Here is a 23,836-nt window from a genome sequence, read left to right on the forward strand (position 1 = left end):
CGCCGGAGATCGCCTGCCCGACGCTCATGCGCTGACCTCTTCTTCCTCGCTCGACGCTGCTTCGATCGGCTCGATCTCGATGGCGGCCCTCTCGGCCTCCTCCCGCTCGTAGGCGGTCACCAGGTTCCGGTAGCCCTCGCAGCGCTCCAGCAGCTCCTCGTGGCTGCCCCGGTCGACGACCCGTCCCCGGTCCAGGTAGACGATCTCGTCGGCCAGCGCGATCGTGGCCATCCGGTAGGCGACGACCACGACGCTCGACGCCGCGTCGCGCAGGCCGTACAGGATCTTGGCCTCGACCTGCGGGTCGACGCTGGAGGTGGCGTCGTCGAGGATGAGCAGGCGCGGGCGGCGGACGACCGCGCGGGCCAGCGCGAGCCGCTGGCGCTGGCCGCCGGACAGCGAGGTGCCGCGTTCGCCGACGCGCGTGTCGAGTCCCGAGGCGAGCCTGGCGACGAACCCGTCGGCCTGGGCCACGCGCAGCGCCGCCCACACGTCCTCGTCGTCGGTGTCCAGCCCGAGCGCGATGTTGCCGCGCACGGTGTCGTCGAACAGGAACGTCTGCTGCGGCACCAGCGCGACGGACTCGGCCAGGCCGCCGTAGGCGAGCCGGCGCACGTCGACGCCGTCGAGCAGCACCTGTCCAGAAGCCGGGTCGACCAGCCGTACGAGCAGCTGCACCAGCGTCGACTTGCCGGACCCGGTCGGCCCCACCAGCGCGAGGGTGCCGCCGGCCGGCACGTCGAAGGTGACGTCGTGCAGCACCTCGTCGGCGCCGTAGGCGTAGGAGACGTCCGAGACCTCCAGCTTGGCGGGCCGGGCCTCGCTCAGCGCGACCTCGCCGTACTCCATGGACCCCTCGGCGTCCAGTACGGCCTGCACCCGCTGCCAGCCCACGACGCTGCGCGGCAGCTCGGCCAGCACCCAGCCGAGCGCCCGGATGGGGAAGGACAGCAGCGTGAACAGGTAGGCGACCTGGACCAGCTCGCCGGAGTCGATCGAGCTGGTGGACAGCCGCAGCGCGCCGACGCCGAGCACCGCGAGCACGCCGAGCGTGGGCAGGGCCTCCAGCAGGGGGTCGAACAGGCCGCGTACCCGCCCGACCGCGATGTTCGCGTCACGCAGCTCGTGCGCGCGCCGCCGGAAGCGCTCGGTCTCCATCGCCTCCCTGCCGAGCGTCTTGACGACGAGCGCGCCGTCGAAGCTCTCGTGCGCGATCTCGCTGACCTCGGCGCGCAGCTGCTGCGCGCGGGTGGCGAGCGGGCTCAGGCGGCGCTGGTAGACCAGGTTCAGTACGGCGATGGCCGGGAAGATCAGGAAGCCCACCAGGGCGAGCATGGGATCGGTGAGCAGCATGCCGATCGCCGCGGTGAACAGCATGACGATCACGCCGACGGCCATGGGCAGCGGCGCGAGCGGCGCCCAGGCCGCCTCGGCGTCGGCGCTGGCGTTGGACAGCAGCTGCCCGGTCGGGTGCTGGTGGTGCCACGACAGCGGCAGCCGCAGGTACTGCCTGGTGACCGCGCGCCGCGAGCGGGCCTGCATGCGGTACTGCAGCAGCCCGGCCAGGATGCGACGGCCCGCCACGCCGATGGATTTGAGCAGCGCCGCGCCCATGATGAGCAGCACTCCGGTCCAGAGCGCGCCCGCGGCGGTGTCGCCCTGATGGAAGGCGGGGAGTACGACGTTCTGGGTGGCCCAGCCGAGCGCCCAGGCGGAGGCCACGGTCATGCCACCGTAGAGCGCGCTGGCCAGGACGGCCGCGGCGAACACCGCCTTCTCCGCACGGACGGCCACCCCAAGGACGCGTAGCCCTTGACGCATGACAGCCGAGGTGACCTTGGTCGCCACTCGCAAATTTTCCTTTCCCCGCCCATTTCTACATATGTCAGTATCACTGGCGATCAACACGTTATTCCCGCGGGTAGGGTGGGCCGCGTGACTCACGCTCGTAGCGAACGCGCCGCGCTGTGCGACCTGCTCGACCAGCTCGGCCCGGACGCGCCGACGCTCTGCACGGGCTGGAACACCGCTGATCTGGCCGCCCACCTGGTCCTGCGCGAGCGCCGGCCCGACGCCATGGGCGGCATCGCCCTCAAGTCGCTGGCCGGCTACACGGCCTCGGTGCAGAAGGGGCTGAAGGCCAAGCACTCCTACCCCGAGCTGGTCGACCTGGTCCGCAGACCGGGCGGCGTGTACGGCGTGCTCCCCTTCCTCGACGACGCCGTCAACACCCTGGAGTTCTTCGTCCACCACGAGGACGTGCGCCGCGCGCAGCCGGAGTGGGAGCCGCGCGAGCTGCCCGCCGACCTGGAGCAGATCATTTGGAAGCGGGTGGCCGGCGGCGGACGGCTGATGCTGCGCCGATCACCTGTGGGCGTGGTGCTGCACCGCCTGGGCGGCGGCGTGACGCTGGGCGGCGCGCAGCAGGGCCCGAAGGTGGAGGTGACGGGCCGGGCGGGCGAGCTGCTGCTGTTCTGCTTCGGGCGTCAGGAGCACGCCAGGGTCGAACTGGCGGGCGATGCCGACGCCGTCGCCCGGCTCAAGAACGCCAAGCTGGGCATGTGATGGCGCACCAACTTCCGGGGTTCCGCAGGGGGTTCGCCGATACCTCTTGGCCTTACCATGGCGTGAGAAACAAGCCCCCCGGTTAGGATCAAGGAACGTCTTCATAGAAGATGCCAAGGATCGCCCAGATCCGGGTATATACGGCTGGGAATGGACTGCAGGAGGCCCCCATGCAGGTCAAGAAGGTGATCACGTACGTTCTAGTGGCGTTCGTGATCTTCTACCTGTTCACCCGGCCGGCCCAGGCCGCATCCGCGGTCAACGGCGTGTTCGACGGGATCGTTCATGGCGCTAACCAGTTGGCTGTCTTCTTTACCAATGTGCTGACCTGACGTGTGGTTCTGTCTGCGCTAGACGCTTCCCCACGATGCCAGATCGTGTTACGCAGGCAGAATGAGAGATCGCCCGAGCGTCACCAAACTCAATCAGCCTGATCCCCACGCCCGGCGCGTCCTCGAACGCGCCGAGATCGAGGGGATCGAGCTGATTCGCTTCCTGTACGCCGACCACGGAGGCGTCATCCGTGGGAAGGCGGCATCCCGGTCGCGACTCGCCGAGCGGCTCAACACCGGGATCGGGCACACGGTGGCGATGATGGCGATGAACATGCTCGACCAGTTGCAGGAGGTCGAGCACCTGGGTCCGGTGGGCGAGGTGCGCATCGTCCCCGACCCCTCGACCTTCGTCCCGCTCCCCCACGCTCCCGGCGCCGCGGCGATGCTCTCCGATCTCCGCGAGCCGGACGGCTCACCCTGGGCGGCCTGCGCACGCACCTTCCTCAAGGACGCGGTCGGCGCGCTGGCGGACGAGGGTTACACACTGCTGGCCGCCTTCGAGCCGGAGTTCACGCTCGGCCGGCGGCTGCCCGACCCCGCGGGCGGCTTCGACCGGCTGGTGCCGCTCGACGACACGCTGTGCTACGCCGCCACCGGCTTCGACACCGCCCACGACTACACGATCAAGCTGATGCGCGCCCTGGAGACGCAGGGCCTGCACGTCGAGCACTACCACCCCGAGCTCGGGCCGGGCCAGCAGGAGCTGTCCGTACGCCACGCGCCCGCGCTGCGGGCCGCCGACAACCACGTCCTCTACCGCGAGACCGTGCGCGGGGTCGCGATGCGCATGTCGATGTGGGCGTCCCTGGCCCCCAAGCCGCTGGCCGACCAGGCGGGCAACGGGGCCCACCTGCACCTGTCCCTGTGGAACGACACCCAGAACGTCTTCGCCGAGGACGGCGAGCTGCGGGCGGCCTTCATCGGCGGCCTGATCGCCCACCTGCCCGCGCTGACCGCGCTGACCTGCGGCAGCGTCAACGGCTTCCGGCGGCTGGCGCCGCGCACGTGGGCCAGCGCCTACGCCGTCTACGGCCCCGACAACCGGGAGGCGGCGATCCGGGTCTGCTCGCCGCTCGGCGAGAGCGGCGAGCCGAACCTGGAGCTCAAGCCGTCCGACTCCTCGGCCAACCCGTACCTGTCGCTCGGCGCGGTCATCCACGCCGGCCTCGACGGGATCCGCCGCAAACTGGACCCCGGCGAGGCGGTCGACGTCGACCCCGACACGCGGCCCGGCCGCTATCCGCGCCTGCCCGCCTCGCTGGAGGAGGCGCTCGACGCCCTGGAGGCCGACGAGGTGCTCATGGAGGCGCTCGGCCCGCTACGGCGTAGCGCGTACCTGGCCGTGAAGCGGTCCGAGGCCGCCGCGTTCGCGGCCAAGGACGCCTCCTATGAGCTGTTCCACCACATGCGGGTGTTCTAGCCGGACCGGGTGGCCGACCGTCCGCAGGTTCTAGCGGACCGGGTGACCGGCCATCCGCAGCGTGTCCTTGACCTCGGAGATCTTCAGTGTCCCGAAGTGGAACACGCTCGCCGCCAGCACCGCGTCGGCGCCGGCCGAGACCGCCGGAGGGAAGTCCGCCAGCCGCCCGGCGCCGCCGCTGGCGATCACCGGCACCCGGACCGCGGCCCTGACCGCGTGCAGCATCTCGAGGTCGTAACCATCGAGCGTGCCGTCGCCGTCCATCGAGTTGAGCAGGATCTCGCCGACGCCGAGCTCCTCACCGCGCGCGGCCCACTCGACCGCGTCGATGCCGGTGCCGCGGCGCCCGCCGTGCGTGGTCACCTCGAAGCCGCTCGCGGTGCCCGGCGCCCGCCGCGCGTCGACCGACAGCACCACGCACTGCGCGCCGAAGCGCCGCGACGCCTCGGTGAGCAGCTCGGGCCGGGCGATGGCGGCGGTGTTGAGCGACACCTTGTCGGCTCCCGCGCGCAGCAGCGTGTTGACGTCGTCGACCGAGCGGATGCCGCCGCCCACGGTGAGCGGGATGAACACCTGCTCGGCGGTTCTGCGCACCACGTCGAGCATGGTGTCGCGCTCGCCCGACGAGGCGGTGATGTCGAGGAAGGTCAGCTCGTCGGCCCCTTCGGCGTCGTAGCGCCTGGCCAGTTCGACCGGGTCGCCCGCGTCGCGCAGGTTGGCGAAGTTGACGCCCTTGACCACGCGCCCCGCGTCCACGTCCAGGCACGGGATCACCCGTACGGCTACCGTCATGCCCGAAGCGCCTCTATCTCGATCTCGACCAGCATGTTGGGATCCACCAGCCCGGCGACGCGGACGCCGGTGCAGGCCGGGCGCACCCGCCCGAACACCTCGCCGATCGCCCGCCCGACCTGGTCGAAGTGGCCGTGCTCGACCACGTAGTAGCGGACCATGACGACGTCCTCCCTGCTCAGGCCGCCCATCGCGACCGCTTCGAGGGCGATGTCCATGGCCGTCCTGCTCTGCAGGTAGGCGTCACCGTGGTGACGTACCTCACCGTCGACGGTGGCGGTGCACCCGGACACGATCACCCGGTCACCGACGACCACCGCCCTGGCGTAGCCGTATCTCTCTTCCCAGATGCCTCCGGAGAACACCCTTGGTCCGGTGCTTTCCATACTCATGCTGCCCATCACGCCCCCTCCCGAGGAACTAAGCGCGTACCGCGATCAGCGCGCTCTCCAGCGTGAAAGCTTGAGCGTAAAGGGCCTTGCCCACGATGGCACCCTCCACGCCGTCCGGCACCAGCCCGGCCAGCGCGACCAGGTCGTCAAGAGAGGAGACGCCGCCGCTGGCCACCACCGGCTTGTCGGTGCGCTTGCAGACCTCGCGAAGCAGGTCCAGGTTGGGCCCGCGCAGGGTGCCGTCCTTGGTGACGTCGGTGACCACGTAGCGGGGGCAGCCGTCGGCCTCCAGGCGGTCGAGCACCTCCCACAGGTCCCCGGCCTCCTCGGTCCAGCCGCGGGCGGCCAGCGTCGTGCCGCGTACGTCCAGCCCGACGGCGATCTTGTCACCGTGCTCGGCGATGACCCGGCGGCACCATTCGGGGTTCTCCAGCGCGGCCGTGCCGATGTTCACCCGGCGGCAGCCGGTGGCCAGCGCCGCGGCCAGCGAGGCGTCGTCACGGATGCCGCCCGACAGCTCCACGTTCACGTCGAGCCGGCCGATCAGGTCGGTGAGCAGCTCCCGGTTGGAGCCCCGGCCGAAGGCGGCGTCGAGGTCGACCAGGTGGATCCATTCCGCGCCCGCCTCCTGCCAGGCCAGCGCCGCGGCGAGCGGCTCGCCGTAGCCGGTCTCGGTCCCGGCCGCACCCTGGACGAGGCGTACGGCCTGGCCGTCCGCGACGTCCACGGCAGGGAGCAATACGAGCGACATCAGGTCCTCCGGTCGAAAGCGAGAGTCATGACAACAGGTGCCAGCAGCAGGGAAAACACGAACACGGCCAGGCTCAGCAGCGGCGCGCCCCACACGAGCCACGCCACCACCTGGACCAGCACGAACAGCAGCGCCACCACGGCGTTCTGGCCGCGGCGGCGGCGGGCGAGCAGACCGCCCTGCCGGGCGATCCGGACCGGGCGCGGGACCAGCCGGCCGAGTAAGGCGCGGCGGCGCGCGGACCGCGCCTGCCGTGCCTCGTTGAGCCGGATCGCGCGCGCCCGCTCCGCCTCACGCTCGGCCCGGCGGCGCGCCCGCTCCTTACTCAAGGGTGCCGAGCCAGTTGGACAGCAGCGCGGCTCCGGCGTCGCCGGACTTCTCCGGGTGGAACTGGGTGGCCATCAGCGGGCCGTTCTCCACGGCCGCCACGAACGGCACACCGTGCTCCGCCCAGGTGACCAGCGGCTCGGCGAAGCCGTCACCCGGGTGCAGCTCCCACTCGCGCACGCCGTAGGAGTGCACGAAGTAGAAGCGCGTCGCCTCGTCGATCCCGTCGAACAGCACGCTGCCCGCGGGCGCCTTGACGGTGTTCCAGCCCATGTGCGGCAGGACGGGCGCGTCGAGCCGCTCGACCGTGCCCGGCCACTCGCCGCAGCCCTCCGTCTCGACGCCGTGCTCCACTCCCCTGGCGAACAGGATCTGCATGCCGACGCAGATGCCGAGCACCGGGCGGCCACCGGCCAGGCGCCGGCCGATGATCCGCTCGCCGTACACGCTCTTGAGTCCGGCCATGCACGCCTCGAACGCGCCGACGCCCGGCACGACCAGGCCGTCGCACTCGAGCGCGGCGGTGAAGTCGGAGGTGACGGTCACGTTCGCGCCCACCCGGGCCAGGGCCCGCTCGGCGGAACGCAGGTTGCCCGAGCCGTAGTCGAGCACGACGATGTTCTTCACCACCACATCACCCCCGCGGTGATCGCCAGCGCGGCGCCGAGCGCGCAGGCGGCGGCGCCGAACTTGAGCCCCTGCCGGCCCAGCGAGAACACGCCGCCGATGAGGAACAGCCCGATGAACACCATGACGATGGCGATCGTGTTGTCGGTCACAGGACGCCCTTGGTGCTCGGCACGCCCGTGGCGCGCGGGTCGAACTCCGACGCCTCGCGCAGCGCCCTGGCCAGCGCCTTGAACTGGGCCTCGACGATGTGATGGGCGTTGCGGCCGTAGGGCACGCGTACGTGCAGGCAGATCGCCGCCTGGGCGACGAACGACTCCAGGACGTGGCGCGTCATCGTCGTGTCGTAGTCGGGCCCGATCATCGGCGCCATGCCCTCGGGCTCGGTGTGCACCAGGTAGGGGCGGCCCGACAGGTCGACGGTCACCTGGGCGAGCGACTCGTCCAGCGGGCACGACGCATTACCGAACCGCCTGATGCCCGACTTGTCGCCCAGGGCCTCGCGGAACGCGGCGCCCAGCGCGAGCGCCGTGTCCTCGATCGTGTGGTGCGAGTCGATGTGCAGGTCGCCCTCGGTCTTGACGGTCAGGTCGAACAGCCCGTGCTTGCCGAGCTGGGCCAGCATGTGGTCGAAGAAGCCGACCCCGGTCGAGACGTCGACCCGGCCCGTGCCGTCGAGACCCACCTCGACCAGGACCGAGGTCTCCTTCGTCGCGCGCTCGACGCGACCGACCCGGCCCACCGGCCCTCCATCGTCGGGGCTGTGAGCCGCAGGAGCGCCGTTTCCGTTGGTTGGCTCGCTCACAGCAGGACTCCCTCCAGGGCGGCGCGGAACGCCGCCATCTCCTCATCGGTGCCGATCGACACCCGCAGCCATTCTGGCGGGCCCACCTCGCGGATGAGCACACCGCTCGCCAGCAGGGCCTCCCACACCTTCCGCCGATCGGCGAAGCGCCCGAACAGCACGAAGTTGGCGTCGGAATCGGCGACGGTCAACCCCTTATCGCGCAGCCAGGCCACGATGTCGTCGCGCTCCTGCCTGAGCGCGTCGACCGTGGCGAGCAGCTCGGCCCGGTGGCGCAGCGCCACGCGGGCCGCCGTCTGGGTGAGCGTCGACAGGTGGTAGGGCAGCCGTACCAGCAGCAGCGCGTCGATCACGGCCGGGTGCGCGGCCAGATAGCCCAGCCGGGTGCCCGCCATGGCGAACGCCTTGGACATGGTCCGCGTGACGATCAGCCTCGGGTGCGCGGGCAGCAGGGTGAGCGCCGAGGGCGTGCCCTGCCGGGCGAACTCCGCGTAGGCCTCGTCGACCACGACCATGCCCTTGGCCGCGTCGAGCACCCGGCTGATCGTCTCCATCGGCAGCGCGGTGCCGGTCGGGTTGTTGGGCGAGGTCAGGAACACGATGTCGGGCCGGTGCTCCTCGACCGCGGCGACCGCCTTGTCCGGATCAAGCGAGAAGTCGGGCTCCCGGGCCCCGGAGATCCACTCCGTGCTGGTGCCGGTGGTGATGATCGGGTGCATCGAGTAGGACGGCTCGAAGCCCAGCGCGGTGCGGCCGTAGGAGCCGAACGCCTGGAGGATCTGCTGGAGGATCTCGTTGGAGCCGTTGGCCGCCCACACCTGGTCCTTGGTCAGCCCGTGACCCAGGTAGCCGGCCAGGTCGGTGCGGAGCGCCTCGGCGTCCCTGTCGGGGTAGCGGTTGAGCTCGGCCGCGCTCGCGCGCACCTCCTCCGCCAGGTCGGCGACCAGGGCCGGGGAGGGCGGGTAGGGGTTCTCGTTGGTGTTGAGCCTGACGGGCACGTCGATCTGCGGAGCGCCATAGGGCGTGCGGCCCCGCAGGTCGTCGCGGATCGGCAGGTCGTCGAGCGTCACGTCAGGATTGGCGCGGGGATTCACTGGGCCTCGTTTCGCGATGGGACCTGCCAGTCGAAGCGGGCGCGGACGGCGGCGCCGTGCGCCGGGAGGTCCTCGGCGTCGGCGAGCACCGTCACGTGCCCGGCCGCCTCGGCCAGCGCCTCGCGCGTGTAGTCCACGACGTGGATGCCGCGCAGGAACGACTGCACCGACAGGCCGCTGGAGTGGCAGGCGCAGCCGCCCGTGGGCAGCACGTGGTTGGAGCCGGCCAGGTAGTCGCCGAGGGACACCGGGGCGTAGGGGCCCACGAAGATCGCGCCCGCGTTGCGGACCCGGGCCGCGACGGCCGCCGCGTCGGCGGTCTGGATCTCCAGGTGCTCGGCGGCGTAGGCGTCGACGACCTTGAGGCCGTCCTCGACGCTGTCGACCAGCACGATGCCGGACTGCCGGCCGCCGAGCGCCTCGGTGATGCGCTGGGCGTGCTTGGTGACGGCGACCTGGGCCGGCAGCTCCTTCTCCACGGCCTCGGCCAGCCGGAGGCTGTCGGTGACCAGCACGGCCGCCGCGATCACGTCGTGCTCGGCCTGGCTGATCAGGTCGGACGCCACGTGCACCGGGTCGGCCGTCTCGTCGGCCAGGATCGCGATCTCCGTCGGCCCCGCCTCGGAGTCGATGCCGATGCGGCCCTTGAGCAGGCGCTTGGCGGCGGCCACCCAGATGTTGCCGGGCCCGGTCACCATGCTGGCGGCCGGGCACTCCTCGGTGCCGTAGGCGAACATCGCCACCGCCTGGGCGCCGCCCACGGAGTAGACCTCGTCCACGCCCAGCAGCGCGCAGGCCGCCAGGATCGTGGGGTGCGGCAGCCCGCCGTTGTCACGCTGGGCCGGACTCGTCACGGCCAGCGACTCCACGCCCGCCTCCTGGGCCGGGACCACGTTCATGACCACGCTCGAGGGGTAGACGGCGCGCCCGCCGGGGACGTAGAGGCCCACGCGGTCGACCGGCACCCACCGCTCGGTCACGGTGCCACCCGGCACGACGCGGGTCGTGACGTCGGCGCGGCGCTGGTCGCGGTGGACCAGCCTGGTGCGCCGGATCGCCTCCTCCAGCGCGGCCACGACCTCCGGCCGCAGCTCACGCAGCGCCGCCTGGATCGCCTCCCGCGGGACGCGGGCCTGCTGGATCTCGACACCGTCGAACTTGGCGGTCAGCTCCCGTACGGCTGCCGCCCCGCGATGGCGGACCTCGTCGCAGATGGGCCGCACCTTTTCCAGGGCGGCCTCGACGTCGAGTTCGGCGCGGGGCAGCACGTCGCGCAGGTTCGCCGGAAGGGAACCGCGCATGTCAATACGGGAAATCACCCACCCAGTTTACGGAGTCCCTTCCCTGAATCCGGTTCTGTCCAGTATCCGGGACGGGGGCGCGTCCCCCCGAATGCCCAACTCGGGGACTTTCCGGACACCACATCCTGTCCGGTTTTAGGGTTATTTGTCGTTTTTTATACGAATCTCGTACGCTGGCGCGCATGGCAAAGTGGCATGGACCGGACGGCATCGTCGTCGAGGCGATCGTGCTCGGCAACCGGCCGCTGCTGCGCGTGTCCCGGCACGTCAACGGCCGGGCCTACTTCCGCGGCTACTGCGCCCGCGTCGAGGAACTCGGCGGGCACGGCGTCGACCTGGCCAAACTGGTCGAACAGCCACGCGACGCAGGCCGTCCCCCGGCTTGACCATCTGCGGACCCCGCCCTCTGGTGCCGATCTCGCCGCCGGGGTATGCCAGGGGTCATGGCGCAGCTGCCGGTCTACGCGCCGATGCTGGCTCAGCTCGGCTCTCTGCCGTCGGTACGCGGGGACGAGTGGGCCGTCGAGATGAAGTGGGACGGCGTGCGCGCCCTCGTCTACCTGGAGGACGGCGGCGTCCGGCTGCTGTCGCGCAACGGCAAGGACGTCACCGCGGCCTACCCCGAGCTGCAGCTGATGGCGGGCGCCACCGGCCGGCGGCCGGCGGTCGTCGACGGGGAGATCGTGGCCTTCGACGACGCCGGACGGCCCAGCTTCGGCGCGCTGCAACCCCGCATGCACCAGCGCCACCCGGCCAAGGTCGCCGAACTGGCCAGGACCATACCGGTGACGCTCATGGCGTTCGACCTGCTGCACCTCGGCTCCGACAGCACCATCCACCGGCCCTACACCGAACGCCGTGAGCTCCTGGAGCGGGTCCTGACGCCCGGCTTCCGCTGGCAGGTGCCGGTGTGGTTCCACGACCACGCGGAGGGCGCGCTGGACTCCTCGCGCCGGCTCGGCCTGGAGGGCGTGGTGTGCAAGCGCCTGTCGTCGCCGTACCGGCCGGGGCGGCGCAGCTCCGAATGGACGAAGGTCAAGAACGTCACGGCGGTCGAAGTGATCATCGGCGGCTGGAAGGCCGGCGCGGGCCGGCGCGCGGGCACGATCGGCTCCCTGCTGCTCGGCGCGCACGACCGGGACGGGGGGCTGCTGTTCGTCGGCCACGTGGGCACCGGCTTCACCCAGGCGATGCTGGACGACCTGTACGAGCGCCTCACCCCGCTGGAGCGGCCCGAGTCACCGTTCGCCGTACCGGTGCCCCGCGAGCACGCCCGCGACGCGCACTGGGTCGAACCGCGCCTGGTGGGCGAGGTCCAGTATGCCGAGGTGACCGGCGACGGCCGCCTGCGCCACCCCTCCTGGCGCGGCCTGCGCCCCGACCGCGAGCCGGCGGAGATCCGGCTGGACACCGGCGACTGGGCCGCCGGCTGAGCCCCTCGACTCCTACGCGCCGGGAGCGGGCAGCGGCTCCCGTACGGCGGGAGCGGGATCCTTGAGCGTACGGGCCAGCAGCCAGGCCAGGGCCGGGAAGGCGATCAGCCCGGCCAGCGCGACCCGCAGCGAGGTGGCCTCCGCCACCGCCCCGACGAGCGGGCTGGTCAGACCGCCGGCGCTCACCGCCAGGCCGAGCGTGACGCCGCTGGCCGTGCCCAGACGGTTGGGCAGGAAGTCCTGGCCCAGCGTCACATGCAGCGAGAACGGCGCGTACAGGGTGATCGAGGAGGCCGCGATGAACACGTACGCGGAAGCACCCGGCGCCAGCACCACCCCGGCGATGGCCGGGACGGCGGCCAAGTACGCCAGGCTCATGGTGCGCACCCGGCCCCAGCGGCCCGCCAGCCGGCCGCCGAGCAGCGTCCCCACCGCGCCCCCGGCGAACAGCACGAACAACGCCACCGCCCCCGCCGCGCCCCCACCCATGTAGAGGGCGACGAACGCGCTCAGCCCCACGTACGCGATCGACCGGAAGACGATCACCAGAGTGAGCCGGACGAACGACGGCCAGTCGTCACGCCCGGCCGAACGGGCGCTCGCCCGCGCCTCCTCACCGTGACGGGAGAGCGAGCCGATCACGGTGAGCGTGAGCAGCGCGCCCACCACGGCGGGGACGACCAGCAACGGCGAGGCGCCGAGCCCCCACAGCGACAGCAGCGGTGTGACCACGATCGGCGCGGTGGCGAAGCCGAGCGTGCCGCCCAGCGAGAACCAGCTCATCCGCACGTGACTGCCCTCGCTGGCGATCCTGGCCAGGCGGGCCGACTCCGGATGGTAGGCCGCCACACCGAGACCCGACAGCGCCACCGCCAGCCAGGTGAGGGCGTACACGTCGGTGACACCGCTGAGCGCCACCCCGAGCCCGGCCGTGAGCATGCTGACCGGGATCAGCCACGGCATCCGCCAGCGGTCGGTGAGCGCGCCGAAGACCGGCTGGACGATCGAGGACAGCAGCGTCGCGGCGAGCACGATGCCCGACGCGGCGACGTACCCGTAGCCGCGCTGCGCCACCAGGAAGGGCACCAGCGCCGGGACCGCCCCCTGGTACACGTCCACACCGGCATGGCCGGCGGCCAGCATCACGATCTTGTTCGCCTTCACCCTCCGATCGTCGCCCCGGGATGACCTGGCCCGCTTCCGATAAAATGCCAATCCATGATGGAAATCCGCCATCTTCCGGAGGCGCCCACCGGGATCCGGCCGCTCGCGCCCGGCACCGGGATCGACGCGCACCGCCACGACACCCACCAGATCACCTACGCCTGCCGGGGCGTCCTGTCGGTGACGACGAGCGCGGGCACCTGGGTGGCGCCGGCCAACCGGGCCATCTGGGTGCCGGCCGGCACCGTCCACGAGCACCGCGCGCACGGCGACACCGACCTGCGCCTCGTCGGCCTGCCCGTCGCCGACAACCCCCTGCGCCTCGACCGGCCCGCCGTGCTCGCCGTCGGCCCGCTGCTGCGCGAGCTGATCATCGTCTACACCGCCGCCGCTGGGGGACCGGACCCCGACGACGGCGGCGCCGAGCGGCAGCGACTGCGGGCCGTCCTGCTGGACCAGCTCCGCCGCTCCCCCGAGCAGCCCTTCCACCTGCCCACGGCCCGGGACCCCCGGCTGGCCGCCGTCTGCGCGCTCCTGCACGACGACCCGGCCGACTCCCGCACACTCGCCCAGTTCGGGCGGCAGGCCGGCACCAGCGACCGCACGCTGGCCCGGCTCTGCCGCAGCGAGCTGGGGATGACGTTCCCGCAATGGCGTACGCAACTGCGCCTGCACCACGCGTTGCTGCTGCTGGCCGACGGGATCGCGGTCACCACCGTCGCGCACCGGTGCGGCTGGGCCACCGCCAGCGCCTTCATCGTCGCGTTCCGGCGGGCTCTCGGGTACACCCCGGGCCGCGCCTTTACAATGTAGATTCGCTACACTGGCGTCCTGTGAGCAGAGCGAAAGCCCAAGGGGGCACTCCGGCCACGGTGGCGCTGACGAAGGCCAAGGCCGAGTTCACCCTTCATCCGTACGAGCACGACGCCCACGCGCAGGCCTATGGCGAGGAGGCGGCCGACGCGCTCGGCGTGCCGCACGAGCGGATCTTCAAGACGCTGGTGGCCGAGGTGGAGGGCGCGCTCGCGGTGGCGGTCGTGCCGGTCTCGGGCAAGCTCGACCTCAAGGCGCTGGCGGCGGCGCTCGGCGGCAAGAAGGCGGCCATGGCCGACGCGGCGAAGGTCGAGCGCGTCACGGGCTACGTGGTCGGCGGCATCAGCCCGCTCGGCCAGCGCAAGAGGCTGCCGACCGTGGTCGACGCGTCGGCTCTGGAGTTCGGGACGATCTACTTCTCCGCGGGCAAGCGGGGGCTGCAGATCGAGACCGCCCCCGCCAACCTGATCTCGCTGACCAGCGCCGTCACCGCCGCTATCGGAAGTGCCGGCTGATCCTGTCACGGCGATGACGTGGCTCCAGGAGATCACGGGGACGCCGTGGTCCCATGATGTCCTCGGGACGCCGGGGTTCCCGGACGCCCTCGGGACGCCGAGGCTCCCGGACGTCTTCGGGACGCCGAGGCTCCCGGACATCTCCGGGACGCCTGGGTTCCAGGGCGGCACCGGGACGCCGTTCCAGGGCGTCGCGGCGATGCCGTGGTTCCCGGAAGCCCCGGCGGTTCCATCGCTCCATGAACGTGAAGCGTCCGCGGTGGTCGAACCTCCGGCGCCTGTCGCGGGCGAACCGCTCATGCTCGTGACGGGCCTTCGCCTCCGCCTCCAGCGCCTCCTTCAGGCCCGGGGTGAAGCCGCCGCCGAAGCGGGCCATGTCGGGGCCGGGGAAGCCCGACGGGGCGGTGTCGCGCAGGGCCTCCTCCACCGAGTCGACCCAGATCGGGCCCGGTAGCGAGGCACCCTGCACGGAGCCGTAGTACTCATCGCCGATCTGGACGTTCTGCAGGGGGTAGCGGTAGGCGCCCCTGATGTCACCGACGCTGACCGCCGCCGCCAGATCCGGGGTGTAACCGGCGAACCACGCCGAGGTGTAGCCGTTGTTCGTGCCCGTCTTGCCCGCCGCGGGACGGCCGATGCTCTGGCCGCGCATGGTGCCCTCGGTGAAGACGCCGCCCAGCACCCAGTTGACCGCGTCGGCCACCGGCCGCTCGATGGCCTCCTCGCAGGCGGGCGGCACCTGGGTACGTTCGCCGGCCCGGCCGGTGATCTCCACGATCGCCAGCGGCCGGCAGTACCTCCCCCTGGCCGCGAACGTCGCGAACGCCGCCGCCACCGTCACCGGATCCACCTCGTTGGCCCCGAGCGTGAACGTCGGCACCTCGCGCAGCGGCGTCCCGTCGGCGCGGGCGATGCCCAGCGCCTTGGCGGTCTTGACCACGTTGCAGAGGCCGACCTTGCGCTCCAGCATCATGTAGAAGATGTTGACCGACTTCCAGGTGCCGGTCTCCAGGCTGTGCGGGCCGCCGGTGCCCTCGCCGGAGGCGTTGTAGATGGTCGTGCGCGGGTCGTTGACGCGCCTGCCCTGGCAGTCGCGATAGCCCTGGTCAGGCGACAGCTCGCCGGGGGTCTGAAAGCCGTCTCCGAATCGCCAGCCCTGCCCCAGCGCCGTGGCCAGGGTGAACACCTTGAACGTGGAGCCGGCCTGGAACCCCATCCCGCCGCCGTGCGTCATGTCGGCCGGCAGGTTGAAGGTGGTCCTGGCGCCGTTCTTCTTGTTGCCCGGGTTGCGGCCGAACTGCTTGCTCGCCGCCATCGCCATGATCCGCCCGGTGCCCGGCTCGACCATGGCCTCGGCGGCCACCTGGGTGTCGTCGGGGTGCACCCGCCGCCGGATGGCGTGCTCGGCGGCCCGTTGCGCCACCGGGTCGAGGCTCGTACGGATCACCAGGCCGCCGGTGCTCATTCTGGCCTGTCGTTTGGCCGCGGTGTTGCCGAAGGCCGCGTTGGTTAGAAGCTCCCGCTGAACGTAATAGCAATAGAACGGGTACGCGCTCTGCGCGCAGCCGCCGGGCTCCGGATGGAGCTTGAGGTCGAGGCCGGTCCGCTTGGCCGCGGCCGCCTCCTGCGGCGAGATCCCGCCCACCCCGACCATCCGGTCCAGCACGATGTCGCGCCGCTGCCGCAGCCGGACCAGGTGCCGCTCACCCAGCGAGGGATCGGTCGAGTACGGCATGCGCACCGCCCCCGCCAGCGTGGCCGCCTGGGTCAGGGTGAGGTGGGCGGCCGTGGTCGAGAAGAACCGCCTGGCCGCCGCCTCGACGCCATGTGCGCCCGCGCCGAAGTACGCGATGTTCAGATATTTTTCCAGGATCTCGTCCTTGCGGTACTTCTCCTCCATCGCCAGCGCGTACCGCAGCTCGGTGATCTTCCTGGCCAGGTTGGGCGCGCGGGCCCGGTCGCGCTCGGCGTCGCTGCGGGCGCCCTCCACCAGGATGTTCTTGACCAGCTGCTGGGTGAGGGACGAGCCGCCCTGCTTGATCCCGCCCGCCTGCGTGTTGGTGAGCAGTGCCCGGATCGTGCCCTTGACGTCCAGGCCGCCGTGCTCGTAGAACCGGGCGTCCTCGATGGCCACGATCGCCTTGCGCATCACCGGCGCCACCTGGTCGAGCCGGATCGTCGTCCGGTTGGCCTCGTAGAACTGGGCGAACTGCTTGCCGTTCCGGTCGAGGAGGCGGGTCACCTGGGACAGCGGCTCCTCACGAGGGGCGGGCGGCAGGTCGACGAACGTCATGGCGACGTTCTTGGCGGACAGGCCCGCCCCGGTCACGACCGGGGCGGCCAGCGCCGCCGCCAGGACCCCGCCGATCGCCCCGGCCACGGCGAGCACGCCGACGGATCTGAGCACAGTCACTCAGTTGATCTGCGGCTGGGAAGGCTCCGGCAAACACCAGCCACGCCCGTCTTTACTGTTGTCTGCGGATATTCAGACCAAGTGACGCGAACTGCTCGAACGGCTGGTGATAGCCGCGCTCGATGTGGTTGACGCCGCGCAGCGTCGAGGTCCCGTCCGCCACCGCGGCGGCCAGCACGGCCGAGAACCCGGCCCGGATGTCGGGCAGCGTCACGTCCGCGCCCTTGAGCTGTGACACGCCCCGCACGACGGCCGAGTGCCTGGCGTTCGTGTCGTGGTAGCGGCAGGCCGGGCCGCCCAGGCACTGGTCGAACACCTCGATCTCGCAGCCCATCTTCTGCAGCGCCGGGACGTACACCAGGCGGTTCTCGAAGACGGTCTCGTGCAGCACCGACATGCCCTGGCTCTGCGTGAACAGCACCATGAGCGGCGTCTGCCAGTCGGTCATGAACCCGGGATGCGTGTCGGTCTGCACGGCCGCCGCGCGCAGCCCCTCGGGCGGCGCGGTGGCGCACAGGTATTCGTCGTTGATGTCGAACTGGGCGCCCATCCTGGCCAGCGTGGTGATCGCGGTGACCAGCCGGTCCTGCGGGCAGCCGTGCACCCGCACCTCGCCGCCGGTGATCAGGCCGGCCGCGAGGTAGGAGAAGGCCTCGATGCGGTCGCCGGCCAGCCAGATGGAGGCGCCGTGCAGCCGCTCGACGCCCTCGATGACGATCCTGCGGTCGGGCGAGAGCTCGATCCTGGCGCCCATCCGCTGCAGGAACAGCGCCAGCTCCACGACCTCGGGCTCCATCGCCGCGTTCTTCACCACGGTCTTGCCCTCGGCCAGCACCGCGGACATGAGGATCGTCTCGGTCGCCCCGACACTCGGATACGGCAGCTCCAGCCGGGTTCCGTTCAGCCGCTTGGCCTTGGCGAAGATCCCGGTGTCGCCCACCTCGACCTCGGCGCCCATCGCGCGCAGCGCCTCGACGTGGAAGTTCACCGGCCGCCGGCCGATCGGGTCGCCGCCGACCAGCGGCACGAACGCCTCCCCCGCCAGGTGCAGCAGCGGTCCCAGCATGAGGATGGGGATGCGGTTCAGCCCGGTGAACGCGTCGGGCACCCGCGGCCTGATCTCCTGGCCCTGCCCGATGCGGATCTCCGTCTTGGTGATCTCCACGTTGATGCCCAGCGCGTCGAGCATCGCCGCCGTGATGCCGACCTCGCCGACCTCGGGGACGTTGTGAATGATGCTCTCTCCGGTGCCCAGCATGGCGGCGACCATGTGTTTGGACACCGCGTTCTTGGAGCCGCGTACTTCGACGTCACCCCTGAGGGGACCGGAAGGTTCGATCAGCCAGACCTTGTCTTCAATCACGAAGCGAGCCTAGCCGGGAGATACGATCGACCTGATTAATAGGCAAATGTGAGGGGGAGCGGCGTGGCGAGGCATGTTCGCGCATTCGCGGTTACTGTCCTCATCCTCGCCACTCTGGCGGTGCTGGCCGGGCTGCTGTGGTCCCACCTGTCCCCTCGCGCGCCGTACCAGGTCACGGCGCAGGGGCCGGTGCTCGCGGACCCGTCCACGCAGGCGCTGATCGCCGCCGACGGATGGTACGCGGTGATCACCGGCGGCCTCGGACTGGCCTGCGGGGCTCTCGCGTGGTTCCTCGGCCGGCGGCACCAGCTCGCCGTGCTGCTGGGGCTCGGCCTCGGCGGGGTGCTGGCGGCGTTCCTCACGCTCTGGGTGGGTTCGACGTTCACGTTCGGCGTGGTGGCCGTGGAGGCCGCGGCCGAGCCCGGGGTGAAGGTGGTCCCCGGGTCGCTGGTGCTGACCGCCACGGGCGTGATCGTGTCCTGGCCGCTGGTCGCGGTGGGCTTCTTCGGGCTGCTGGAGGGCATGCACGGGTATCGCGAGTCGCCGCTGCGCAAGCCGTACGGGATCGGTTGACGGCGCCGCCCGACGGGCTGCTGGTCAGAGGGGCCGGGTCGTCGGACGGACAGGTCCTCGGACGAGCTGGTCGTCGGAAGGGCTGGTCAGAGGGGCGGGCGGCGCAGGCCGTGTTCGGTGGCCCGCTCGAAGGCGCGGGCCACGCGCAGCACTGTGGCGTCGGCGAACGGCCGGCCGATGATCTGCACGCCGACCGGCAGCCCCGACGGCGTGAACCCGGCGGGGACCGACGCGGCGGGCGCGTGCAGGACGCTGATCCAGTACGCGGAGCGCATCCACGCCAGGTAGTCGGGCAGCCGGACCCCGTTGATCTCGCTCACGTAGGGATGCTCGACGGGGAACGGCGGCACCTGGCTGACCGGGGCGATCAGCACGTCATAGGTGTCGAAGAAGGCCGCCATGCGGTGGTAGAGGCCGCTGCGCAGGCGTTCGGCCCTGGCCAGGTCGGCGCCGGTGAGCTTGCGGCCCTGCTCGACGTTCCAGGCGGCGTTGGCGCCCAGCCCGTCGAGCTCACCGAAGGCGAGCGCGTAGTACCACGCCCGGTAGACGCGGAAGGCGTCGTCGGCGTCCGACAGGTCCAGCTCGACCTGCTCGACGCGCGCGCCGAGCCGCTCGAACACACCGGGCGCCGTCGCGGTGACCGCCGCGGTCTCGGGGTCCACCGGCAGCCCGCCCAGATCGGGGCTCCAGGCCACGCGCAGCCCGGCGACGTCGCGCTCGTCCGGGGTGAAGCCCTCGGTGATCGAGTACGGAGAACGAGCATCGAATCCCGAAATAACCGACATCATCAGGGTCAGGTCGTCGACCGTCCTGGCCATCGGCCCCTGGACGGACAGCGTGTACCAGGCGGCCTGGTCCGACAGGGCGGGCACCCGGCCCGGCGTCGGCCGTAGCCCCACCACGTTGCAGAACGAGGCCGGGTTGCGCAGCGAGCCGCCCATGTCGGATCCGTCGGCGAGCGGCACCATCCCGGACGCCAGCGCCGCCGCCGCCCCGCCACTGCTGCCCCCGGCGGACCTGGACAGGTCGTAGGGGTTGCGGGTGGCCCCGAACACCTCGTTGACCGTGTGGGATCCGGTGCCGAACTCCGGCGTGTTGGTCTTGCCCACGAGGATCGCCCCGGCCGACCTGAGCCGCTCCACGATCACGTCGTCCTTGTCGGGGACGTGGTCGGCGTAGATCGGCGACCCGTAGGTGGTACGGATGCCCTTGGTGTCGACGAGGTCCTTGTGCGCCACCGGCACCCCGTGCAACGGCCCCGTCGCCTCACCGGTGCCGGTGCCGGCGGCGTCGGCGGCCTTGGCCGCGTCGAGCGCCTGCTCGGCGACGAGCGTCACGATGGCGTTGACCTGGGGGTTGACCTGCTCGATGCGGTCGAGGTGAGCCTGGAGCAGCTCGACGGCGCTCACCTGGCGGGTCCTGACCAGGTGGGCCATCTCGGTCGCGGTCAGGTAGTGCGGTGCGGTCACGCTCCGATTGTCGCTCACGCGCCCAGGCAGGCAGGACCGAGGAGTTGCTTGAGGTCGCCCATCAGCGCCCCCGAAGGCGCCACCCGGAGCCCGTCGCCGACCCGCATGACCGTCGTCCTGGACCCGTCGTACACCTGCAGATGCACCTCCGACGTGCCGGGATGCGCGGCCAGGATCTCCTTCAGCCGCCCCACCACCGACGGCGTGCACCGGGTCAGCGGCAGGCTCACCAGCAGCGGCCCGCCCGGCTCCCGGGATAAGTCGGGCACCGTGACCTCCATCGCGATGATCTTGGCCACGTCCTCCCGCTTGTCGAGGCGCCCCTTGACGAAGACGAGCGCGTCCTCGGCCAGGATCGTCGAGCTCAGCTGGTAGGCCGACGGGAAGATCAGCACCTCGATCGCGCCTTCGAGGTCTTCCAGCTGGGTGAGCACCCAGGTTTCGCCCTTCTTGGTGAGCTTGCGCCGCAGGCCGCTCAGAATGCCGCCGACCGTGACGATCTGCCCGTCAGCGCGGCTGTCGTCCTGGAGCGCGGCGATGGAGCAGTCGGCCCCCGAGGCGAGGATGTGCTCCAGACCGAACAGCGGGTGGTCGGAGACGTACAGGCCGAGCATCTCCCGCTCGAACTGGAGCAGGGTGCGCTTGTCCCATTCCCCCACCGGGATCCGCACGTCGAACGTCTGGTCCTCGACGGCGCCGAACAGGGAGTCCTGGCCGATGGCCTCATGCTTCTTGATGCCGACGATCGCGTCGACGGCCTGCTCGTGCACCAGGACCAGGCCCTTGCGCCCATGGCCGAGCGAGTCGAAGGCCCCGGCCTTGATCAGCGACTCGATCACCCGCTTGTTGCAGACGTGCGCCGGGACCTTGCGCAGGAAGTCGGCGAAGTCGGCGAAGCGGCCCCGCTGCCCGCGTGCGGCGATGATGCCGTCGACGACGTTGCCGCCCACGTTGCGGATCGCCGACAGGCCGAAGCGGATGTCGGCGCCGCGCGGGGTGAAGTCGAAGTCGGAGTCGTTGACGTCGGGCGGGAGCACCCGGATGCCCATGCGGCGGCACTCGTGGAGGTAGAGGGCTGACTTGTCCTTGTCGTCCTTGACGCTCGACAGCAGCGCGGCCATGTAGGCGGCCGGGTGGTTGGCCTTGAGGTAGGCGGTCCAGTAGGCGATGAGCCCGTAAGCGGCGGAATGGGCCTTGTTGAAGGCGTAGTCGGAGAAGGGCAGCAGGATGTCCCACAGCCTCGTGATCGCCGCGGCGGAGTAGCCGTTGGCCCGCATGCCGCTCTCGAAGGACGCGAACTGCTCGGCCAGCTCGGACTTCTTCTTCTTGCTCATCGCCCGCCGCAGCAGATCGGCCTTGCCGAGCGAGAACCCGGCGACCCGCTGCGCGATGGCCATGACCTGCTCCTGATAGATGATCAGGCCGTAGGTCGTGTCGAGGATGTCGGCCAGCGACTCCTCGAACTCCGCGTGGATCGGCGTGATCTCCTGCTGGCCGGTCTTGCGCAACGCGTAGTTGGTGTGCGAGCCAGCGCCCATCGGGCCGGGGCGGTAGAGCGCGATGAGCGCGGAGCAGTCGTCGAAGCCGTCGGGCTTCATCAGCCGCAGCAGCGAGCGCATGCCGCCGCCGTCGAGCTGGAACACGCCCAGCGTGTCGCCCCGGCCGAGCAGTTCGTAGGTCTTGCGGTCGTCGAGCGGCAGCGTCAGCGGGTCGATCCGGTCACCGGACGTCGCCTCGACCATCTTGAGGCAGTCGTCCATGATCGTGAGGTTGCGCAGGCCCAGGAAGTCCATCTTCAGCAGGCCGAGCGCCTCGCAGGCCGGGTAGTCGAACTGTGTGATGATCGCCCCGTCGGACTCGCGGCGCATGACCGGGACGTAGTCGCTGATCGCCTCGGCCGACATGATCACGCCCGCGGCGTGCACGCCGCTCTGCCTGATCAGGCCCTCCAGGCCCTTGCCGAGGTCCATCGCCGCCTTGACGCCGGCGTCTTCGGCGTAGAGCCGGCGCAGCTCCCCCGCCTCGGCGAAGCGGGGGTGGGTGTCGTCGAAGATGCCCGCCAGCGGGATGTCCTTGCCCATCACCGTGGGCGGGAACGCCTTGGACACCCTGTCGCCGAGCGCGTAGGGGAAGCCGAGCACGCGGCCCGCGTCCTTGATGGCGGCCTTGGCCTTGATGGTGCCGAACGTGACGATCATGGCGACCTTGTCGGCGCCCCATTTCTCCGTCACGTAGCGGATCACGTCGGCCCGCCGGCGCTCGTCGAAGTCGATGTCGACGTCGGGCATGGAGACGCGGTCGGGGTTGAGGAACCGCTCGAAGATCAGGCCGTGCGGCAGCGGGTCGAGGTCGGTGATGCCCATCGCGTAGGCCACCAGCGAGCCCGCCGCCGAGCCTCGGCCCGGACCGACCCGGATGCCGTTGTCCTTGGCCCACATGATGAAGTCGGCGACCACGAGGAAGTAGCTCGGGAAGCCCATCTGCTCGATGACGCCCATCTCGTACGCGGCCCGGCGGCGATGCTCGTCGTCGAAGCCCGCCGGCCAGCGCCGGTCCATGCCCGCCCGGACCGTCTCGCGGAAGAACTCCCGCTCGGTCATCCCCTCCGGGACCGGGTAGGCCGGCATCAGGTTCTTGAACGCGAAGAACCCGGTCGGATCGACCCTCTCGGCCACCAGCAGCGTGTTGCGGCAGCCCTCGGCCCACAGGTCGGAGGAGTCGACCGCGCGCATCTCGTCGGCGCTCTTGAGGTAGTAGCCGCTGCCGTCGAAGCGCAACCGGTCGGGGTCGGACAGCTGCCTGCCGGTCTGGACGCACAGCAGGGCGTCGTGGGAGGCGGAGTCGGACGCGTAGGTGTAGTGCGAGTCGTTGGTGACCAGCGGCGGAAGGCCGAGGTCGCGGCTGATCGCGCTCAGCCCGTCGCGGACCCGGCGCTCGATGTCGAGGCCGTGGTCCATGATCTCCAGGAAGAAGTTATCCCTGCCGAAGATCTCCTGATATTTCGCGGCGGCGGCGCGCGCCTCGTCGTACTGGCCGAGCCGCAGCCTGGTCTGCACCTCGCCCGACGGGCAGCCGGTGGTGGCCATCAGGCCGTCGGCGTGCTCGGCGAGGATCTCGGCGTCCATCCTTGGCCATTTGCGGACGAACCCCTCGGTGTAGGCGCGCGAGGACAGCCGCATCAGGTTGTGCAGGCCGACCTTGTCGCGCGCCCAGATCGTCATGTGGGTGTAGTGGCCACCCGCGGAGACGTCGTCGCGCCTCTGGTGCGGCTCGCCCCACAGCACCGGCTCCTTGGCGCGGCGCGACTCCGGCGCGAGGTAGGCCTCGGTCCCGATCACCGGCTTGACGCCCGCGGCGGTGGCCCGCCGGTAGAAGTCGTAGGCGCCGTGCAGGTTGCCGTGATCGGTGATCGCGATCGCCGGCATCCCCAGCTCGCCGACCCGGCCGACCAACTGCTCCAGACGCGCGGCCCCGTCGAGCATCGAGTATTCGGTATGGACATGCAGATGCACGAACGAGTCGCTGGACGACATGGAGCGGCGCCTCCCATCTGCATCGTGGCGTGCGCTCCGACTTTAGTAGCCGCCACCGACAGTCCTGGAGTCGTACAGAGCAGGCATCCTCACCCTGAAGGCAGGTCGCGACGATCACGGGTGGATTAGGCTTCCTGGCGGAGTTGTCACC

General features: G+C 71.1%; 23 protein-coding genes. 8 read left to right on the top strand and 15 right to left on the bottom strand.

Going from position 1 to position 23,836, the window contains the following annotated elements:
• Positions 1 to 24 precede the first annotated feature (24 nt).
• Positions 25 to 1,821: an ABC transporter ATP-binding protein gene (locus tag AB0B61_RS30400; RefSeq protein WP_358438984.1), complete on the bottom strand. Its 1,797-nt coding sequence runs from the start codon at positions 1,819 to 1,821 to the stop codon at positions 25 to 27.
• A gap of 114 nt (positions 1,822 to 1,935) precedes the next feature.
• On the opposite strand from AB0B61_RS30400, the gene AB0B61_RS30405 reads away from it, so the two are divergent.
• From AB0B61_RS30405 to AB0B61_RS30415, 3 genes are all read left to right on the top strand, one after another.
• Positions 1,936 to 2,565: a TIGR03085 family metal-binding protein gene (locus AB0B61_RS30405; RefSeq protein ID WP_358438848.1), complete on the top strand. Its 630-nt coding sequence runs from the start codon at positions 1,936 to 1,938 to the stop codon at positions 2,563 to 2,565.
• A 170-nt stretch (positions 2,566 to 2,735) separates the two neighbouring features.
• Positions 2,736 to 2,897, top strand: coding sequence for a hypothetical protein (locus tag AB0B61_RS30410; protein WP_358438850.1), 162 nt, complete (start codon positions 2,736 to 2,738; stop codon positions 2,895 to 2,897).
• 61 nt (positions 2,898 to 2,958) lie between these two features.
• Positions 2,959 to 4,320, top strand: a complete 1,362-nt coding sequence (locus tag AB0B61_RS30415; RefSeq protein ID WP_358438853.1) for a glutamine synthetase family protein — start codon at positions 2,959 to 2,961, stop codon at positions 4,318 to 4,320.
• 30 nt (positions 4,321 to 4,350) lie between these two features.
• Here AB0B61_RS30415 and hisF read toward each other — a convergent pair whose 3' ends face one another.
• The 9 genes from hisF to hisD are packed head-to-tail and all read right to left on the bottom strand — an operon-like array spanning position 4,351 to position 10,427.
• A complete protein-coding gene (gene hisF, locus AB0B61_RS30420) occupies positions 4,351 to 5,112 on the bottom strand; it encodes an imidazole glycerol phosphate synthase subunit HisF (protein WP_358438856.1) in 762 nt (253 codons plus the stop codon).
• Positions 5,109 to 5,504 carry a Rid family hydrolase gene (locus AB0B61_RS30425; RefSeq protein ID WP_358438859.1) on the bottom strand — a complete coding sequence of 132 codons (396 nt, stop codon included), beginning with the start codon at positions 5,502 to 5,504 and terminating at the stop codon, positions 5,109 to 5,111. Before AB0B61_RS30425 ends, hisF begins: the two co-directional genes overlap by 4 nt.
• A 28-nt stretch (positions 5,505 to 5,532) precedes the next feature.
• Positions 5,533 to 6,255, bottom strand: coding sequence for a bifunctional 1-(5-phosphoribosyl)-5-((5-phosphoribosylamino)methylideneamino)imidazole-4-carboxamide isomerase/phosphoribosylanthranilate isomerase PriA (priA, locus tag AB0B61_RS30430; RefSeq protein ID WP_358438862.1), 723 nt, complete (start codon positions 6,253 to 6,255; stop codon positions 5,533 to 5,535).
• Positions 6,255 to 6,584 (bottom strand): hypothetical protein, encoded by a 330-nt coding sequence (locus AB0B61_RS30435; protein ID WP_358438865.1) that lies wholly within the window; start codon positions 6,582 to 6,584, stop codon positions 6,255 to 6,257. Before AB0B61_RS30435 ends, priA begins: the two co-directional genes overlap by 1 nt.
• Complete coding sequence (gene hisH, locus AB0B61_RS30440) at positions 6,577 to 7,212, bottom strand: imidazole glycerol phosphate synthase subunit HisH (protein WP_358438867.1); 636 nt, start codon at positions 7,210 to 7,212, stop codon at positions 6,577 to 6,579. Before hisH ends, AB0B61_RS30435 begins: the two co-directional genes overlap by 8 nt.
• The gene (locus tag AB0B61_RS30445; protein ID WP_358438870.1) at positions 7,206 to 7,361 is read right to left on the bottom strand and encodes a hypothetical protein; all 156 of its coding nucleotides are present in this window, start codon (positions 7,359 to 7,361) and stop codon (positions 7,206 to 7,208) included. The genes hisH and AB0B61_RS30445 overlap by 7 nt, the downstream gene beginning before the upstream one ends.
• Positions 7,358 to 7,951 carry an imidazoleglycerol-phosphate dehydratase HisB gene (gene hisB / locus AB0B61_RS30450; RefSeq protein ID WP_358438873.1) on the bottom strand — a complete coding sequence of 198 codons (594 nt, stop codon included), beginning with the start codon at positions 7,949 to 7,951 and terminating at the stop codon, positions 7,358 to 7,360. Before hisB ends, AB0B61_RS30445 begins: the two co-directional genes overlap by 4 nt.
• Before the next feature lie 59 nt (positions 7,952 to 8,010).
• Positions 8,011 to 9,108, bottom strand: coding sequence for a histidinol-phosphate transaminase (locus AB0B61_RS30455; protein ID WP_358438876.1), 1,098 nt, complete (start codon positions 9,106 to 9,108; stop codon positions 8,011 to 8,013).
• Positions 9,105 to 10,427 (bottom strand): histidinol dehydrogenase, encoded by a 1,323-nt coding sequence (gene hisD, locus AB0B61_RS30460; RefSeq protein WP_358438879.1) that lies wholly within the window; start codon positions 10,425 to 10,427, stop codon positions 9,105 to 9,107. Before hisD ends, AB0B61_RS30455 begins: the two co-directional genes overlap by 4 nt.
• Positions 10,428 to 10,591: 164 nt before the next feature.
• Between hisD and AB0B61_RS30465 the strand changes: the two genes are divergently transcribed.
• On the top strand, positions 10,592 to 10,795 hold the full coding sequence (locus AB0B61_RS30465) for a hypothetical protein (protein WP_358438881.1): 204 nt from the start codon (positions 10,592 to 10,594) through the stop codon (positions 10,793 to 10,795).
• A gap of 57 nt (positions 10,796 to 10,852) precedes the next feature.
• Positions 10,853 to 11,842 (top strand): non-homologous end-joining DNA ligase, encoded by a 990-nt coding sequence (gene ligD, locus AB0B61_RS30470; protein WP_358438884.1) that lies wholly within the window; start codon positions 10,853 to 10,855, stop codon positions 11,840 to 11,842.
• 12 nt (positions 11,843 to 11,854) lie between these two features.
• On the opposite strand, the gene AB0B61_RS30475 is transcribed toward ligD, so the two are convergent.
• A complete protein-coding gene (locus tag AB0B61_RS30475) occupies positions 11,855 to 13,006 on the bottom strand; it encodes an MFS transporter (RefSeq protein WP_358438887.1) in 1,152 nt (383 codons plus the stop codon).
• Positions 13,007 to 13,060: 54 nt separating this feature from the next.
• On the opposite strand from AB0B61_RS30475, the gene AB0B61_RS30480 reads away from it, so the two are divergent.
• Both AB0B61_RS30480 and ybaK read left to right on the top strand, forming a co-directional pair.
• On the top strand, positions 13,061 to 13,819 hold the full coding sequence (locus AB0B61_RS30480; RefSeq protein ID WP_358438889.1) for a helix-turn-helix transcriptional regulator: 759 nt from the start codon (positions 13,061 to 13,063) through the stop codon (positions 13,817 to 13,819).
• Positions 13,820 to 13,839: 20 nt separating this feature from the next.
• Positions 13,840 to 14,334 (top strand): Cys-tRNA(Pro) deacylase, encoded by a 495-nt coding sequence (gene ybaK, locus AB0B61_RS30485; protein ID WP_358438891.1) that lies wholly within the window; start codon positions 13,840 to 13,842, stop codon positions 14,332 to 14,334.
• On the opposite strand, the gene AB0B61_RS30490 is transcribed toward ybaK, so the two are convergent.
• Positions 14,315 to 16,741: a transglycosylase domain-containing protein gene (locus AB0B61_RS30490; RefSeq protein WP_358438894.1), complete on the bottom strand. Its 2,427-nt coding sequence runs from the start codon at positions 16,739 to 16,741 to the stop codon at positions 14,315 to 14,317. The genes ybaK and AB0B61_RS30490 overlap by 20 nt on opposite strands.
• Before the next feature lie 58 nt (positions 16,742 to 16,799).
• Complete coding sequence (murA, locus tag AB0B61_RS30495; RefSeq protein WP_358438897.1) at positions 16,800 to 18,110, bottom strand: UDP-N-acetylglucosamine 1-carboxyvinyltransferase; 1,311 nt, start codon at positions 18,108 to 18,110, stop codon at positions 16,800 to 16,802.
• Between the two features lie 63 nt (positions 18,111 to 18,173).
• Between murA and AB0B61_RS30500 the strand changes: the two genes are divergently transcribed.
• Complete coding sequence (locus tag AB0B61_RS30500) at positions 18,174 to 18,683, top strand: hypothetical protein (RefSeq protein WP_358438900.1); 510 nt, start codon at positions 18,174 to 18,176, stop codon at positions 18,681 to 18,683.
• A gap of 86 nt (positions 18,684 to 18,769) precedes the next feature.
• Here AB0B61_RS30500 and AB0B61_RS30505 read toward each other — a convergent pair whose 3' ends face one another.
• On the bottom strand, positions 18,770 to 20,152 hold the full coding sequence (locus tag AB0B61_RS30505; RefSeq protein WP_358438903.1) for an amidase: 1,383 nt from the start codon (positions 20,150 to 20,152) through the stop codon (positions 18,770 to 18,772).
• A gap of 14 nt (positions 20,153 to 20,166) precedes the next feature.
• On the bottom strand, positions 20,167 to 23,685 hold the full coding sequence (gene dnaE, locus AB0B61_RS30510) for a DNA polymerase III subunit alpha (RefSeq protein WP_358438906.1): 3,519 nt from the start codon (positions 23,683 to 23,685) through the stop codon (positions 20,167 to 20,169).
• Positions 23,686 to 23,836 lie beyond the last annotated feature (151 nt).

This window comes from Nonomuraea sp. NPDC049158, assembly GCF_040648335.1.
Classification (GTDB): domain Bacteria; phylum Actinomycetota; class Actinomycetes; order Streptosporangiales; family Streptosporangiaceae; genus Nonomuraea.